Raw genomic sequence first — 16,169 nt, 5'->3', positions numbered from 1 at the left:
GCTAGACCGTGATGCTCCACGAGTCGAGGTACCCGGTGTCACCCGAGTAGACGTCCTCGATGTCGAGCACCCACGTGCCGGCCGCCTGCTGGCTCACCGGTACGGAGAACGTCCTGGTCCCGTACGGGGTGCAGGTCGTGCCGCCGTAACGGTCGACCGCGTACCAGGTGCCGCTGGGCCCGCGCAGCCAGATGTCGAGGTCCTCCGCGCACGTGTGGCTGATCGTGATGGACACCCGGACCGGCGAGGTCGCGGTGCCCGTCGCGGTGGAGGAGACCGAGCTCTGGGTGTTGCTGTAGTCGGCGATCGGATAGTCGGTGCCGTTGGTGAACGTCCTGCCGCCCGACGTGCCCTGAACGGTCAGCGCGTACGTCGCCGTCCGCGTGGCCGTCTCGCCCGTGCCGGTCACCGTGACGGTGTAGCTGCCTGCCGGCGTGGTGGGCGCGGTCGAGATCGTCAGCGTGGCCGACCCGCCGGAGGTGACCGAGGCCGGGTTGAACGTGGCCGTGGCGCCGGTCGGCAGGCCGGAGGCCGCGAGGTTCACGGTCTGGGCGGTGCCGGCCGTGGTGCTGGTGCCGATGGTGGACGTGGCCGCCGAGCCCGCCTGGACGGTGCCGCTCGCCGGGTTCGCCGAGATCGAGAAGTCACGGGTGGGCGGGGTGCCGCCGACCGCCTGCTTCCAGACCGCGTACATGGCCGCGTCCGCCGCCCGGTCGAGCACGGTGTCGTTGATGTTGGAGGTGGTGTCGCAGGAGGCGTGGTAGCACGGGTCGTACGCGCGCCCGGCCGTGCCGCCCCACTTGGCGGCCTGCGCCGAGGTCTTGGTGGCGCTGGCGCCGGCCGCGACGCCCGAGCTGGCGATGCCCGCGTTGCGGAAGGAGGCGTCGTCGGAGCGGTTGGCGCCCTCGACGTTCTCCTCGGGCTGCAGGTTCAGCCGGTCGTAGAACTCCTTGAGGTACGCGGCCCCGGCGGTGTTGATGTTGTTGATGAAGTAGCCGCCGTTGGTGGAGCCCGTCATGTCGTAGTTGTAGTAGACCTGGATCCGCTGCCGCTCGGCGGCGCTGAGCGAGGCCACGTAGTACTCCGACCCGTTGAGCCCCTGCTCCTCATCGGTCCACCAGCCGAACCTGACGTGCTTGGCCAGCGTCGGGTTGCGCTGCGCGAGGGTCAGCGCGACTTCGAGGAGGTTCGCCGAGCCTGAGGCGTTGTCGTTGATGCCGGGCCCCGCCGCGACGCTGTCGAGGTGCGCGCCGGACATGACGACCTGGTTCGCGTCGCCGCCCGGCCAGTCGGCGATCAGGTTCGGGCCCGCGCCGCTGCTGCAGTAGGTGGTGGTGCAGTTCTGCCTGACCACGGTGTAGCCGGCCGCGCGCAGCCTCTCCTCGATGTACGACACCGACTGCAGGTAACCGCCTCCCGTGGACCTGCGGTTCCCGCCGTTGCCCGTCGCGATCGACTGGAACTGCGTCAGGTGGGCCTTGACGTTGGCCAGGCTGATGTCCGGCGGATCACCGGGGTTCGGCCCCTGGCCGACCGTCAGCGTGTACGTGGCGGTGTGCGAGGTCGAGCCGGCACCCGTCACCGTGATCGGGTACGTGCCCTGCGGCGTGGCCGAGCCCACCCGCACCGTCAGCGTCGAGGAGTTGCCCGAGGTCACCGACGCCGGGCTGAAGCTCGCCGTGGTGCCGGACGGCAGCCCGGACGCCGACAGGTTCACCGTCTGCGCGCTGCCCGAGGTGGTCTGCGTGCCGACCGTGGCCGTGAGCTGCTGGCCCGGCGCCGCGCTGCCCGACGACGGGTTGAGCGACAGCGAGAAGTCGCTGCCCGGCGTGCCGCACGCGGGCTCGCCCGATGCCGCCGCCACGCTGACCGCGCTCCAGGCGGCCTTGGTGGTGTTGCACTCCACGCTGCTCGCGCCGTACAGCTCGATGACGGCCGCGACGGAGGCGGCGCGCACGTTCGTGTAACGCCAGGTCGAGGTCTTGCGCGAGAGCGCACCCATGAAGATCTTGCCGGCCTTCTGGATGCCGATGCCGGTGACCGACGAGGGGCCGCCCGAGCAGATCGGGCTGGACGGCTTGCCGCCGCCCGGGTTGTTGCCCTCGGCCAGCAGGTAGAACCAGTGGTTCAGCGGGCCGGCCGCCGCGTGCACCTCGGTGTTCGGGATCTGGGTCGACCAGCAGTTCGGGTCGCCGAGCGCGCCCGGGTTGTACATGTTCCTGATCGGCCCCTGCCCGACCAGGTTGACCTCCTCGCCGACCAGGTAGTCCGGCGGGTCGTTGGGGTTGTTCGCGTAGTGCTCGGTGAGCGCGCCGAAGATGTCGCCGGTGCCCTCGTTGATGCCGCCGTTCTCGTTGCCGGAGCCGGCTCCGCCAGGGGTGGTCTGGAAGATGGCGTGACCGTACTCGTGGGCCACGACGTCGATGGAGGTGGCCTGGGCGGTGTTGGCCTGGTTGTGGCCGAAGTTGGTGTAGCTGCCGTTCCAGTACGCGTTGACCTGGTTCAGCCCGACCCGTGCGGGGAAGCCGCGGCCGCTGCCGTTGATGCCGTTGCGGCCCAGCCAGTCGCGCAGCATCTCCCACTCGCGCTGCACGCCGTAGAGGGCGTCCACGCAGGCGGTCTCCAGGTTGGTGCCCGAGCCGTTGCCCCACGCGTCGTCCGTGCCGGTGTAGGCGGTGCCGTTCTGGCCGCCGCACTGGATGCCGGGCCGGGTGGTGTCGGTCATCGAGTACGAGCTGCCCGAGCCGCTCGTGTTGATCGTCACCTGGCCGTTGTAGTAGCCGTTGCCGGTGCCGGCGCGGACGAGGTCGAAGGAGTCGGCGACCTTCCCGGTACGCGCGTCCACGAACACGTGCTGGATGCTCGGCTGCCCACCGGCGATGCCGCTGACCACGGCCTCCCAGGCCAGCCGGGGCCGCTCGCCCCAGGCCAGCACGACCAGGCGCGGCTCGGCCGTGTCGTCCACCCGCTCCAGCCTGGTCCTCGCGACCTCCGTGGCCCGCCCGGCGCTGATCGTGGCCCTGGTCGGCACGCCCCGCGGGCTCGGCCCCGAGGCCGCCACCGTGTCCCTGACGTGCCCCGCCGCGTCGGTGACCACGACGGCGTCGCCGCCCACCATGGGCAGGCCCTTGTACGTGCGCTCGTACGCGACGTAGAACATGTCACTCGCGCCCGGCGTCACCGAGACCCTGCTGTACGCCTCGTCCGGACCCCTGGTCAGCTCGTCGAGCTGGCTGGAGACGGCCTGGTCCGCGACCGCCGCCGCGAGCGAGGCGGGATCGGCCGCCGACGTGCTCGCGTGCCTGGCGGCCCCGGGAGGCGCGGCGTTCGCGGGTGACACCACGGTCGCGGCCGTGGCGAGGCCTGCGACCGCGGCGAGTAAGGCTCTGCGTTTCACGGCTGTCTTGCTCCTTTCGGCGGTTTCCCTGGGCCGCCGGGCGCTGGATGGGCGCGCGGCGGCCCGCGCGTAACCCGGGATCGCCTGGGTTCGCGGTGGTGTCAGGGAAATGGGGGGTGATGGAGGGTGACGGGAAAGCGAGCGGACCGTTTCGCCTTGTTGCCGCCCGACGCTAAGCCCTCCGTGACGGCGGGAAAATACGTATGTGCATCGGTAGGCATACCGATAATTCCGTTTCGCCAGGTGAGGTGGGGGACAATCGGGGGCGTGCAGTTCGGCGTCCTGGGTCCGCTCGCGGTGTGGCGCGCCGGCGGCGACCCCGTCACCGTCGGCGGCCCGCGGCCGCGCGCGCTCCTGGCGATGCTGCTGCTCGACGCGGGGCGGCTGGTCAGCGTCGAGCGGCTGATCGACGGCCAGTACGGCGACCGGCCCCCGTCCGGCGCCGCCAACGCCGTGCAGGCGCAGGTCTCCCGGCTCAGGCGGCAACTGCCCGCCGAGCTGATCGAGTTCCACGGGACGGGCTACCGGCTGGCGGTCGACCGCGACCACGTGGACGCGCACCGCTTCGAACGGCTGGCCCGCGAGGGGCGCGGCCTGCTCGCGGCGGGCGCGCACGCGCGGGCCGCCGCACTGCTGCGGGAGGCGCTGGGGCTGTGGCGCGGCCCGGCGTTCGCGGACGTGGCCGACGCGCCGTTCGCCGGGCCGCAGGTGGTGCGGCTGGAAGAGCTGCAGCTGGCCGCCACCGAGGACCTGTACGAGGCCGAGCTGTCGCTGCCCGACGCCGGCCCCGCCGCCGGGCTGCGCGAGCTGGTGGCCGCCCATCCGCTGCGCGAACGGGCACGCGGGCTGCTCATGCGGGCCCTGCACGCGGCGGGGCGGCAGGCCGAGGCGCTGGCCGCGTACGAGGAAGGGCGGCGGCTGCTCGCCGACACGCTCGGCGCGGACCCGTCACCCGAGCTGGCGGCCCTGCACCTGGAGATCCTGCGCGGGTCGCGGACGCGTTCGGCGCGGGCGGGGCTGCCCGCGCAGCTCACCAGCTTCGTGGGGCGCGAGGAGGAGCTCGCCCGGCTGGCCGCCCTGGGACCGGCCCGGCTGGTCACGATCGTGGGGCCGGGCGGCACGGGCAAGACCCGCCTGGTCATCGAGGCCGCCACCCGCCGCCCACCGGCCGCCGACACGGTCGCCTTCGCAGACCTGTCACTCGTGGACGCCCCGACGAGCGGAAACCCGGGCGGCGCGGCTGGGGGGCCGGCCGCGGGGACTGTCGGGCGCGCGGCGGGCGCACCGGCCGCCGGGGCGGTGGGCGGCGTGAGAGACGCGCTGACCTCCGGGGCTGGGCCGGTGGCTGGGGGGCAGGTGGCGGAGGTTGTGCTCGGGGCGCTCGGGTTGCGGGAGCCCGCGCTCAGGCCGGCCGCCGCGGGCGGGCCCGATCCCGTCGAGCGGCTCGTGGCCGCGCTGGCCGGGCAGGCGTCGCTGCTCGTCCTGGACAACTGCGAGCACGTCGTCGCCGAGGCCGCCACGCTCGCCCGCCGCCTGCTCGCCGCGTGCCCCGGCCTGACGATCTGGGCCACCAGCAGGGAACCCCTGGGCATCACCGGCGAGCATCTCGTCCCGCTCGCCCCCTTGCCCACCCCGCCCCCGGGTGCGCAGGACCCGCTCGGCTACCCGGCGGTCCGGCTGTTCGCCGACCGGGCCGCGGCCGTACGGCAGGGGTTCTCGCTCGGGCACCGCAACCTGGACGCGGTGCTGCGGATCTGCGCCGCGCTCGACGGGCTGCCACTGGCCATCGAGCTGGCGGCGGCGCGGGTGCGCACGTTCGGGGTGGCGGAGATCGCCGACCGGCTGGCCGAGCACGGCCGCTTCCGGCTGCTCTCGCGCGGCGACCGTACGGCCGCCGCCCGCCACCAGACCCTGCACGCGGTGGTGGAGTGGAGCTGGAGCCTGCTCGGGCCGGAGGAGCAGGCGCTGGCCAGACGCCTGTCGGTGTTCACCGGCGGCGCGACCCTGGAGGCGGTCGAACGCGTCTGCGGCGCCGCGGACGCGGTGGCGGACCGAATGGCGGACACGGTGGCGGGCGCGGTGGAGGACGTGCTGGTCGATCTGGTGGACAAGTCGCTGGTCGAGACCGACGGTGAGCGTTACCAGATGCTCGACACCATCCGGCTGTTCTGCCTGGAGCGGCTGGCGGAGGCGGGTGAGGAGGAGCGCCTGCGGCGGCGGCATGCCGCCTGGTTCCTAAAGTTCGCGGGGCGCGCGCACGAGCACCTCTACCGGGCAGAGCAGCTCGAATGGCTGGCCGCGTTGTCGGCCGACAACGCCAACCTGCAGTCGGCCCTGCGCTGGAGCGTGGAGCACGACAGGCCGACGGCGTGGCGGCTGGTGGGCACGCTCGGCATGTACTGGTGGCTGACCGGGCGGCGCGGCCAGGGCATCCGGCACGCCGAACGCCTCCTCGACACCACACCACCCGCCGGGCCGGCGGGCAGGTCCGAACTGGCGGAGGAGTACGTGCTGGCCGTGCTGCATGCCGTGCCCGACGTCGGCTCGCCGCACTGGGTGCGGGCGAAGGAGATCGTCGGAACGCTCGACCGGCCGATGCGCTACCGGTTCGGCGTGGCGCTGTGGGGCATGATCGCGGGACCGCCCGAAGGCGGGATGATGACGGCGGAACGGCAGCGGTCGGTGCTCGGCACCGACGCGTGGAGCAGCGCGCTCAACCAGCTCGGCGCAACGCTGCTGACGCTGCACAACGGGCAGCTCCAGGAGGCCGAGGCCGGGATGGAGCGGGTGCTGGCGGCCTTCGAGGCGTTGGGCGAGCGGTGGGGCACGGGGCAGGCGCTCGACTGGCTGGCCCTCCTCGCGAGCTGGCGCGGCGACTGGCAGCGGGCGATGGGGCTGTGGGAACGGGCGCTCGCCGTGTTCTCGGAGCTCGGCGCGCTCGACGAGCTGGCGGACGTCCTGAGCAGGCGGGCCAACGCGCACTGGCGGGCCGGCGACGCCGAGGCCGCGTGCGCCGACAACGAGCGGGCGGGCGAGCTGGAGCGGCGGCTGGGGCGGCCGGAGCTGATGGCCTGGGTGCAGCTCCAGCTCGGGGACATCTCCCGGCTTCAGGGTGATCTTCCCGAGGCTGCCAGGCGGCTCGACGCCGCGCTGTCCGGCTCGGAGACCGCCGCGTTCACGGCCGGGGGGACGAGGTCGCGCGTTTACACGGCACTCGGCCGGCTGGCGGCCGCCCACGGTGACGGGGAACGGGCCGCCCGCATGCACGCCGAAGCCCTGGCCTCCGCCCTGGGCTCGCCCCTGCCCAACGACGTGGCGGAGGTCGCGGAAGGCCTGGCGGACCAGGCCCTCTTCGAGGCGACCCATGGATGTGCGCCCGGACCGGAGAACGAGGACGAGACCGGGCAGGCGGCGGGTGTGCCGGTGGCTGCCCAGCGGGCGGCCCGGCGGGCGGCGTTGTTGCTCGGGATCGGGGCGGCGGTACGGGGCATGGCCGTGGCCGGGGATCGGGACGTGGCCGCGACCGCCGCCGGTGCCGGCCGCGTGCTCGGGCCCGAGGAGTTCGCGGCCGCGTACGCGAAGGGCGCGGCGATGAGCCGCGAGGAGGCCCTGGCGGCCCTGCGCGAGGCCGCCAGCGGGTAGCGAGGTCACCCTGCAGCCAACCGCCACCGAGCAGCACCACCACCGGGAGTGGCCGCCTCGCTGACAGTCGCGCCCCGCACTGTCAGCGGACAGTCGCCCGGCTGTCAGCCAAGCTCGCGAAGCTGCCGGGCATGCGAAACGTTCTCATCTCCGGTGCCGGCATCGGCGGCCCCGCCCTCGCCTACTGGCTCACCCGCTACGGCTGCAAGGTCACGGTCGTCGAGAGGGCTCCGGCCATCCGCCCGGGCGGCCAGGCGGTCGACTTCAAGGGCCCGACCCACCTCACCGTGCTCAGCCGCATGGGCATCCTGGACGACGTGCGCCGCCTGCAGACCGGCGGCACCGACCAGGAGATCGTGGACGCGACCGGCCGCAGGCTGGCGGTCCTGCCCGGCGAGTTCACCGGCGGCGCCCTGGAGATCAAGCGCGGCGACCTGGCCGGGATCCTGTACGACCGCACGGCCGCCGACTGCGAGTACGTCTTCGGCGACTCGATCACCTCCCTCACCGAGACCCCCGGCGGCGTCCAGGTCACTTTCGAGCGCACCGCGCCGCGCACGTTCGACCTGGTCGTCGGCGCGGACGGCATCCACTCGAACGTGCGCCGCCTCGCCTTCGGCCCCGAGTCCGACTATGTCCGGCATCTCGGCTACTACTACGCCCTGGTGGACGTCGAGGGGGACTTCGGGACGGTGCCGCAGATGTACAACGAGCCGGGCAGGCTGGTGGCGACGGGCGGGCCGAAGGCGCCGGCGTTCTTCGTCTTCGCCTCCGGCGAGCTGACCTACGACCGTTACGACAGCGGGCAGCAGAAGGAGATCCTGGCGCGGGCGTACCAGGGCATGGGCTGGCAGACCCCGCGGATCATCGAGGCGGTGCGCCGGGCGGGGAACGTCTATCTCGACTCGATCAGCCAGGTCAGGATCGACCGCTACGCCCAGGGCCGGGTGGCGCTGCTGGGCGACGCGGGGTACGGCAACACGCTGGGCGGGTTCGGCTCGGGCCTGGCCATGGTGGGCGCGTACGTGCTGGCCGGCGAGCTGGCGGCGGCGGGCGGCGATCACCGTGCGGCCTTCGCCGAGTACGAGCGGCAGTTAAGGCAGTACGCCAAGATCGCCAAGAACGGCAACGCCGGCCCCATGCTCGCGCCCCCCACCCCGGCGCGCATCCGCATGCGCAACCGGATGCTCAGGTCGAGATTCGTGATGGGCCTGATGACCAAGCTGGGCGACAGGTACGCCACGGACATCGCGCTCAAGGCGTACTGAACTTTTGCCGCACCGCCGGCATCCAACCCCGGCATGAGAACAATCATCGCGCTCGCGGCCCTCACCGCGGCCCTGGTCCCCGTCCCCGCCCAGGCCGCCACCGCCTGCCCGGCGCCGACCAGGGCCGAGCTGAAGGGGACGGACACCGACGAGCCGGCCAAGGGCGCGAAGGCGCTCAGGGGCGTGCGGGTCCGCCATCTCCCCAAGGGGTTCAGTCACGGCACGCTGACGGCGGCGAAGCGCGGCGGCGTCACCGAGTACGGCTACCTCTGGTCCGACGACCGCGACACCGTCGACCCCGCGCACAGGTCGTTGTGGGTGCGGGTGGTGTGCTGGCCGGAGGCGAGCAGCCTGGCGCAGCTCGGGAAGCTGCCCGTGGACGTGGGCGCGTTCACGGGCGGCCCGAAGGCCGTGCGGCTGGGCGGCCGTCAGGTGCTCAGGCAGGAGGGTGACGGCGCGCTGGGCCACGGCCGTTACGTGGGCTGGGTGGAGCGGAAGGGGGTCGTCGTCACCGTGATGGCCAGCCGGCCCCTGGTGCCCGAGCTCGCCGACCTCGTCCGGGGAATCAGGCTGTGAGCCTGCCGGCCCCGCCGTCCACGCGCAGGCGCGGCGGGCCGTCCAGCAGGGGGATGTGAGCCTCCTCCGGGCCGAGGCTCCAGTCCTGGACGGGTACGAGGCCGGGCCCGATCAGCTCGAACCCGTCGAACAGCCGCAGCACCTGCTCCCGCGTACGGAACGTGGACTGCGCGGGCGAGCCGGCCGTCGCCATCCGGAGCTGGGCGAGAGCCGCGGGGTCGCTCTCGGCCATGGCGTGCGAGATGACCAGATGGCTGCCGGCCGTCATGCGCTTCCTGAAGGCGGCCACGATGCCCGCGGGGTCCTCCTCGTCCATCACGAAGTGCAGGACGCCGACCATCAGCACGCACACCGGCTGGTCGAAGTCGATCAGCCCGGTGATGTGCGGGTCGGCCAGGATGCCGGCGGGGTGGCGCAGGTCGGCCTGGATGCCGGCGACGCCGGGGGCGTCGGCCAGCAGCACCTGGGCGTGCATCCGCACCACGGGGTCGTTGTCCACGTAGACCACCCGGCAGGCGGGGTTCACCTGGCGGGCCGTCTCGTGGATGCTGGGTGTGGTCGGGATGCCGGTGCCCAGGTCGATGAACTGCCTGACCCCCTGCCCGGCCAGGTGGCGGACCACCTCGACCTGGAAGTGGCGGTTGGCCCGCGCCACCAGGCGGGTGTCGGGGGCGACGGCGAGCAGCTTTTCGGCCACCGCCCGGTCCACGGCCAGGTTGTCCTTGCCGCCGAGCAGGTAGTCGTACACCCGGGCCGAGCTCGGGACCGTCGGGTCCACGCCGGGCGGAACACGCTCTAGCTCGGTCACGAGGCCGTCTCCTTCGCCTGCCGCGGGGGCGATCGTGCTACTGATGCGTCATATTACTCATCGGTCACGACGGCGCACGTGAGCCCTGCACCGGCCGTCAGGCCGGTGGCTCATCCCGATGGCGTACGGAAATACCGCCGCATGACCGATGCGATCGAGGGGATGGCGTGTGCATCCTGGTGGGGACGGGTCCGGCGCGGGGCTCGTCGCGGACCTTGAGAGGAGTCACGAGGGCATGGACAACGCGGCAGGCCGCCCTACCGTGATCTTGGATAACGGCGTCGTCGGCCGGGTCATGCTGGCCCATCCGTACCGGCGCGACCTGGTGCTCGTGCTCGGCATGGACGGCACCCTGCTGAGCTGTGAGCTCGACGACATCGCGTGCGTGGTCGGAGGCGCGCCGCTCTGCCGCGACGGCTGACCCTCTGGCCCGGCTCAGCGGGAGGTGACGATCCCGCTGATCAGCTCGGCCGCCGCGAAGTCGTTGGTGAGCCGGTTCTTGGTCAGCGCGAACGTGGTGCCCGTCGCCGTGTCGGCCCAGGCGGTGCTGCCGCCCGCACCCCCCACGCCGAACACGGTCGGGGTCTGCTCCGGCGTCGAGCCGGGCCGCCCGATGTTGAAGCCGAGCCCCCACGCCGACGGCATGCCGAAGACCTCGTCGGCGCCGCTCGCCGCCACGGCCGTCACCTCGCGCAGCCGTTCCGGCGTGATCAGCCGCACGCCGTCCACCTCGCCGAGCAGCGCCGCGTACATCCGCGCGATGGCCCTGGCCGAGGTCTTGCCGCCGGCGGGGATGTCGGCCGACAGGTAGTCGGGCCGGTTGCCCAGCGCGGCGTTCGGCATCAGCGTCATCGGCCCGGCCTTGAGCATCGGCAGGTCCTCCGGCATCTCGCCCCATGCGGACATGTCCATGGGCGCGTCCTCCAGCCGGGCCAGCCGCGCGTGCTCCTGCTCCGGCATCCCGAAGTACAGCTCGTCGGCCACCCCCAGCGGCCCCGCCACGTCCTCCCGCAGCACCTGCGAGATGGGCTTGCCGGTCACCCGCCGGACGATCTCGCCGACGAGGTATCCGAACGTGTAGGCGTGGTAGCCCATCTTGGTGCCCGGCTCCCACCACAGCTCCGCGTCCTCCAGCGCGGCGACCATCTTGCCCCAGTCGCAGGCGTCCTCGGGCGTGGTGTCGAGCGGGACGCCGGGCACGCCCGCCGTGTGCGAGAGCACGTGCCGTACGGTGACGCGTTCCTTGCCGTGCCGGGCGAACTCCGGCCACAGCTCGGCGACCGGCGTGTCGTAGCCGAACAGCCCGCGCTCGGCGAGCACGTGGGCCACGGCCGAGGTGGCGCCCTTGCCGATGGAGAAGTTGTAGAAGGGCGTACCGGCCGTGACGGGGCGGCCGGTCTCCGGGTCGGCGACGCCCGCCACCACGTCCACGATCTGGACGCCGTCCTGGTAGACGGCGACCTGGAGCCCGCGTTCCGCGCCCGACTCGACGAGCCTGTCGGCGGCTTCCTGCACCTGCTTCTGAAGATCACTCATGGCGTGTCCGTCCTTGTCCGTCTCTGGAACTAGACGGTACAGTACTCACATCAGTACGGAACTGTCTAGTACTGTTCTGAGGCAAGCGAACGAGAGGGCGGTCATGGCAGCGGAAGAGGACGGCCGGACGGCACGCAAGCGCAGGCAGATCATGGAGGCGGCGCTCCCGGTGTTCCTGCGCAACGGCTACGTGGGCACCAGCATGGACGAGGTCGCCTCACTGGCCTCCGTGTCGAAGCAGACCGTCTACAAGCACTTCACCGACAAGGAACAGCTCTTCACCAGCATCATCATGGACACCACCGGCCAGGTGGAGGGGCTGGCCAAGATGATCATCTCGGCGCTGGAGGACAGCGACGACCTGGAGAAGGACCTCGGCGAGCTGGCCCGCCAGTTCCTCGCCCGCATCATGCGCCCCGACATCCTGCGGCTGCGCCGGCTGGTGATCGCCGAGGCCGACCGCTTCCCCGACCTCGGCCGCACCTGGTACGCCCAGGGCTTCGAGCGCTCGCTCAAGACCATGTCCACGGCGTTCGAGCGGCTCACCGAGCGCGGCCTGCTGCGTACGGACGACCCGGCCCTGGCCGCCGAGCACTTCGTCGGCCTGCTGCTGTGGATCCCGGTGAACAAGGTGATGTTCGAGGGCGCCGGCGACCACTACACGGACGCCGAGCTCGAACGCCTGGCGGAGGCGGGGGTGGCCGCGTTCCTGCGGGCCTACGCTAGCTCAGGAACCGCCTGATCCCGTCGGCGAGCGCGGCGGCCATGCGCTTGCGGAAGGCGGCGTCGGACATCTTGGCGGCGTCGCGCTCGTTGCGCATGTTGCCGCACTCGATGAACACCGCCGGCCGCTTCGACAGGTTGAGCCCGCCCAGGTCGGTGCGGGTCTGCAGGCCGTTCTTCGCGGTGTAGTTCGCGTACGGCATGCCGGTGCCCTCGCGGTAGGCGTCGCGGACGGCCCTGCCGAGCCTGGCCGACGGCTTCACCACGTCGTCGTTGTGCCCGCGCAGCAGCCCCGGCATGATCACGTGGAACCCGTGCCCGTCCGGCGCGGCCCCGTCGCCGTGGATGGACAGCACCGCGTCCGCCCTGGCCTCGTTGCCGATCGCGGCCCGCTCGGTGACGCACGGGCCCACGCCCCTGTCGTTGGGCCGGGTGAGCACCACCTTGGCGCCCATGCGTTCCAGGATCGGCTTCATCTGGCCGGCGACGTCCCAGGTGAAGGCGTGCTCGGGGAAGCCGTCGTTGGTCTCGGTGCCGGTGGTGTTGCACGCCTTGCGGCCGGTGATGATGTCGACCTGGCGGTTGATCTCCTCGGGGTGCGAGGCGTTGCCGCCGTTGTGCCCGGGGTCGAGCACGACGGTCTTGCCCGCGAGCGGGCGCGCGGTCCCGGCCGGGCTCGCCGTCGGGGCGGGGGAGGCGGGCAGCGCCGCCTCCTGGGCTGCGGGCACGGTGCCGCCGCCGCAGCCGGCGGACAGCGCGGCGAGCATGGCCAGTGCCACGGGTCCGGCTCGGTAGGCACGCATGTCACCGACCGTACCGGGCACCGGCCTGGAAACCCAAGACCCGCACTGACCTGCGACTTCGTGTCGTAGCAAGGGGTTAGGCGAGCTCTCCCGGCAGGGGCGGCTCCACCCGCTTGCGGATCAGGTACGGCGGCATCGCCAGCGCGTGCAGGCCGGTCCCGAGCAGCGTGTCGACGGCGTGCTCCGGCGTCTCCGCCGGCGGCTCGCCGGGCCCGCTCAGCGAGGCGTTGACCAGGACGGGCGTGCCCGTCCGCTCGTGCCACCTGGTGAGCAGGGCGTGCAGGAACGGGGCGCTCTCCCGGGTGACCGTCTGCGGCGTGGCCGTGCCGTCCACGTGCGTGATCGCGGGCAGCCCGTCGCGGTGCTCGGGGCGGACCGCGACGGCGTAGTGCCCGAACGGGGCCGGCCGGTCCAGCTCGAAGATCTGCGCGGCGTGCTCGGCCAGGACCACCGGTGCCGTCGGGTGGAACCACTCGCGGCCCTTCACCTCGAAGTTGAGGTAATCCTGCATGTCGGGGCCTCGCGGGTCGCCGAGGATGCTGCGGTTGCCCAGCGCGCGCGGGCCTGACTCGCTGCGGCCCTGGTGCAGCCCGACCACGCGGCCGCTCTCCAGCAGCGTGACGAGCGTGCCCGCCAGGTCCGGCGGCTGCTCGGCGTACAGGCCGGCGGGCAGGGCGCGCACGGCCGCCTCGATCTCGCTCTCGTCGGGGTCGGGGCCGAGGAAGTCGTCCGTCCAGCGGAAGCGGCTGTCCACGCCGAGGCAGGCGATGAGCCCGTACAGGGCGCAGCCCACGGCTGTGCCGGCCGCGTGCGGGGCGGGCGGGATGAACACCTCGCGGAACGGCGACTCGCGGATGAGCCGGCCGTTGGCCGAGCTGTTGAGCGCGGCGCCGCCGGCGAAGGCCAGCGCGTCCAGGCCCGTCTCGGCGTGCAGCCAGGCGGCCACCCGGTCCAGCGCCCGCTCGAAGGCGCGCTGGCCGGCGGCGGCCAGGTTCGCGGCGCGGCGGAACTCCTCGCCGCCCGGCTCGTAGCGGAAGGCGTCGCGGCGGCCGAACACCTCCAGCCAGGCGGGCGGGAGGTGCACCTCGTGGCCGCGCACGTCGAGATCGGGCAGGCCGAGCGCGTCCGGGTCGCCGAACGGGGCCAGCGCCGTCACCTTGCCCTCATCGCCCTCGCCTTCCGGCCACAGCGCCCTGGCCAGCAGCGCGTTGAAGCAGCCGAGCCCGGCGGGCCTGGCCCAGTCGCCGTCCCAGAGCTGCTTGGCCAGGCACTCCACGCGCCCGCGCGCGCACCGGTAGAACGAGGCCACCTCCACCAGGTCGCCACCGGTGCCCGGCGGCAGCGGGACCTCCTCGGTGAAGTCCCTGACGTGGCTGCCCCGCGTGTCGATCACCAGCCCCGCCGCCTCCTCGAACGGCGAGGGGTAGAAGGCGCCGTAGAGGTGGGAGAGGTGGTGCGAGACCAGCACGATCTCGGCCCCGTCCCTGAGGCCGAGCGTCTCGCGCACCTCCTGCTGGTACGCGGGCGCGTGCTCGATCTCGGTGTCCGACGAGTAGCCCTCCACGACCAGGTCCACCGGCTCCTTCAGCAGCGGCATGGCGGGCAGGTAGCGGTCGGGCAGGTCGCCGAGGCGCCCCCAGTGGTGCTCGCGCCGGCTGACGCGCTCCTTCTGCAGGCTGTACATGCCCGACTCGCCCACCGCGACGGCAAGAGAGCCATCCTGGGTGCGATTTATACCGACAACGATGGGAAAGTCCGCCATCTGCAGTGCCTCCTGATCGAAATCACGGGCACCGATACCCCAGCGAGGAACAAGTGGATCTCCCAACCGCGTAAGGGACACGTCAGCAGAGCCTTGTCCTCGACCGGAGATCGGCACACCATACGGACGTGCGTTCGTCCTCCTCCGCACCCCCTGGGAAGGCAGCATGACGCGTACCACCTCCCCCGCCCCCGACGCGCTGGCCGCCGACCGGCTCGGCGCGCCCACGGTCGTCTACTTCGTCCTGTCGGCCGCCGCGCCGCTCACCGTGGTCGCCGGGGTGATCACCACCGGCTACGCCGTCACCGGGATCACCGGGCTGCCGATCGCCTTCCTGGTCGTGGGGGCCGTGCTCGCGGTCTTCGCGGTCGGGTACGTGGCGATGGCCCGGCACCTGGCCAACGCCGGCGCGTTCTACACCTACGTCACCCGGGGCCTCGGCCGTCCCGCGGGCATCGCGGCGGCCTGGGTGGCGCTCATCGCGTACAACACGCTGCAGGTGGCGCTCTACGGCGCGTTCGGCGTGGCGAGCGCGCCGCTGCTCGAAGCGTGGCTGGGCGTCACGCCCGCCTGGTGGGTCGTCTCGCTGGTCGCCTGGGCGCTGGTCGCGGCGCTCGGCGTGCTGCGCGTGGACGTCAACGGCCGCCTGCTGGCCGTGCTGCTGACCGCGGAGGTGGCGGTCATCCTGCTGTTCGACCTGGCCGACCTGGTCAACCCGGCGGTCACCGGCTACTCGGTGGAGACGCTGTCACCGGCCGCGCTGTTCGTGCCCGGCGTGGGGGCCCTGCTGGTGCTGGCGACGCTCGGGTTCGTCGGGTTCGAGTCGTCCGTGGTGTTCTCGGAGGAGAGCCGGGAGCCGCGGCGTACGGTGCCGATCGCCACGTACGCGTCCGTGGCGATCATCGCCCTGGTGTACGCGCTGTCGTCGTGGGCCATGACGGTCGCCGTCGGGCCCGGCGAGATCGTGGCCACCGCGCGGCGGGACCAGGCGGACACCATCTTCGTGCTGGCCGAGGCCCACCTGGGCCCGGTCGTGGTGGCCATCGCCAGGGTGCTCTTCGCCACCAGCGTGCTCGCCGCGATGATCTCCTTCCACAACACCACCTCCCGCTACTTCTTCGCGCTCGGCCGCGAGCGGGTGCTGCCCGCCGTCTTCGGCCGGACGCGGGCCCGCACCGGGGCGCCCCAGGCGGGCTCGATCGCGCAGAGCGTGCTCGGCCTGGCCACGATCCTGCTGTACGCGCTCCTCGGCCTCGACCCGCTCGTGCAGCTCTTCTTCTACGGCGGCGCGTTCGGCGGGCTCGGCGTGCTGCTGCTGATCTTCGTGACGTCCATCGCGGTCATCGCCTTCTTCGCCAGGCAGCCGAGCGGCGAGACGCTCGGCCGTCGGGTGATCGCGCCCGTGCCCGCCGCGATCGCGCTGGCCGTGATGGTGTGGCTCGCGCTGGACAACTTCTGGGCGCTGCTGGGCGTGCCGGAGGGCGACGCCCTGGCCTGGGTGCTGCCGGCCGTCTACGGGGTCGCCGCGGTGCTCGGGGTGGTGTGGGCCTTCGTGCTGCGTGCCGGGCGACCCGCCGTTTACGCTGCGGTGGGGACGGGCGCCGGAGCGGCCGCCGTCCCCGACGGCGCATGATCGACGAGAGGAGACCTGGGC

11 protein-coding genes are annotated in these 16,169 nt (G+C 72.9%); 6 read left to right on the top strand and 5 right to left on the bottom strand.

Going from position 1 to position 16,169, the window contains the following annotated elements; genetic code table 11:
* Nucleotide 1 precedes the first annotated feature (1 nt).
* Nucleotides 2–3,397 carry a M28 family peptidase gene (locus HD593_RS00620; RefSeq protein ID WP_185100190.1) on the bottom strand — a complete coding sequence of 1,132 codons (3,396 nt, stop codon included), beginning with the start codon at nucleotides 3,395–3,397 and terminating at the stop codon, nucleotides 2–4.
* A gap of 267 nt (nucleotides 3,398–3,664) precedes the next feature.
* Between HD593_RS00620 and HD593_RS00615 the strand changes: the two genes are divergently transcribed.
* The 3 genes from HD593_RS00615 to HD593_RS00605 all read left to right on the top strand — a co-directional run bounded on the left by HD593_RS00615 (nucleotide 3,665) and on the right by HD593_RS00605 (nucleotide 8,883).
* Nucleotides 3,665–7,039 carry an AfsR/SARP family transcriptional regulator gene (locus HD593_RS00615; protein ID WP_185100189.1) on the top strand — a complete coding sequence of 1,125 codons (3,375 nt, stop codon included), beginning with the start codon at nucleotides 3,665–3,667 and terminating at the stop codon, nucleotides 7,037–7,039.
* Between the two features lie 131 nt (nucleotides 7,040–7,170).
* Nucleotides 7,171–8,307: an FAD-dependent monooxygenase gene (locus HD593_RS00610; protein WP_185100188.1), complete on the top strand. Its 1,137-nt coding sequence runs from the start codon at nucleotides 7,171–7,173 to the stop codon at nucleotides 8,305–8,307.
* Between the two features lie 33 nt (nucleotides 8,308–8,340).
* Nucleotides 8,341–8,883, top strand: coding sequence for a hypothetical protein (locus HD593_RS00605; protein WP_185100187.1), 543 nt, complete (start codon nucleotides 8,341–8,343; stop codon nucleotides 8,881–8,883).
* On the opposite strand, the gene HD593_RS00600 is transcribed toward HD593_RS00605, so the two are convergent.
* Complete coding sequence (locus tag HD593_RS00600) at nucleotides 8,873–9,691, bottom strand: SAM-dependent methyltransferase (protein WP_185100186.1); 819 nt, start codon at nucleotides 9,689–9,691, stop codon at nucleotides 8,873–8,875. The genes HD593_RS00605 and HD593_RS00600 overlap by 11 nt on opposite strands.
* 235 nt (nucleotides 9,692–9,926) lie before the next feature.
* Here HD593_RS00600 and HD593_RS00595 point away from each other — a divergent pair, with 235 nt between their 5' ends.
* Nucleotides 9,927–10,112, top strand: a complete 186-nt coding sequence (locus HD593_RS00595) for a hypothetical protein (protein WP_185100185.1) — start codon at nucleotides 9,927–9,929, stop codon at nucleotides 10,110–10,112.
* 14 nt (nucleotides 10,113–10,126) lie between these two features.
* On the opposite strand, the gene HD593_RS00590 is transcribed toward HD593_RS00595, so the two are convergent.
* The gene (locus tag HD593_RS00590) at nucleotides 10,127–11,227 is read right to left on the bottom strand and encodes a serine hydrolase domain-containing protein (protein WP_185100184.1); all 1,101 of its coding nucleotides are present in this window, start codon (nucleotides 11,225–11,227) and stop codon (nucleotides 10,127–10,129) included.
* 103 nt (nucleotides 11,228–11,330) lie between these two features.
* Between HD593_RS00590 and HD593_RS00585 the strand changes: the two genes are divergently transcribed.
* Nucleotides 11,331–11,969, top strand: a complete 639-nt coding sequence (locus HD593_RS00585; RefSeq protein ID WP_185100183.1) for a TetR/AcrR family transcriptional regulator — start codon at nucleotides 11,331–11,333, stop codon at nucleotides 11,967–11,969.
* Here HD593_RS00585 and HD593_RS00580 read toward each other — a convergent pair.
* Both HD593_RS00580 and HD593_RS00575 read right to left on the bottom strand, forming a co-directional pair.
* Nucleotides 11,950–12,753: an N-acetylmuramoyl-L-alanine amidase gene (locus HD593_RS00580; protein ID WP_185100182.1), complete on the bottom strand. Its 804-nt coding sequence runs from the start codon at nucleotides 12,751–12,753 to the stop codon at nucleotides 11,950–11,952. The genes HD593_RS00585 and HD593_RS00580 overlap by 20 nt on opposite strands.
* 76 nt (nucleotides 12,754–12,829) lie before the next feature.
* Nucleotides 12,830–14,515, bottom strand: a complete 1,686-nt coding sequence (locus tag HD593_RS00575) for a carbamoyltransferase C-terminal domain-containing protein (protein WP_185100181.1) — start codon at nucleotides 14,513–14,515, stop codon at nucleotides 12,830–12,832.
* A gap of 166 nt (nucleotides 14,516–14,681) precedes the next feature.
* Between HD593_RS00575 and HD593_RS00570 the strand changes: the two genes are divergently transcribed.
* The gene (locus HD593_RS00570) at nucleotides 14,682–16,148 is read left to right on the top strand and encodes an APC family permease (protein WP_185100180.1); all 1,467 of its coding nucleotides are present in this window, start codon (nucleotides 14,682–14,684) and stop codon (nucleotides 16,146–16,148) included.
* Nucleotides 16,149–16,169 lie beyond the last annotated feature (21 nt).

Source organism: Nonomuraea rubra, assembly GCF_014207985.1.
Taxonomy (GTDB): Bacteria; Actinomycetota; Actinomycetes; order Streptosporangiales; family Streptosporangiaceae; genus Nonomuraea; species Nonomuraea rubra.
This window is presented reverse-complemented; position numbering and strand designations above follow the sequence as displayed.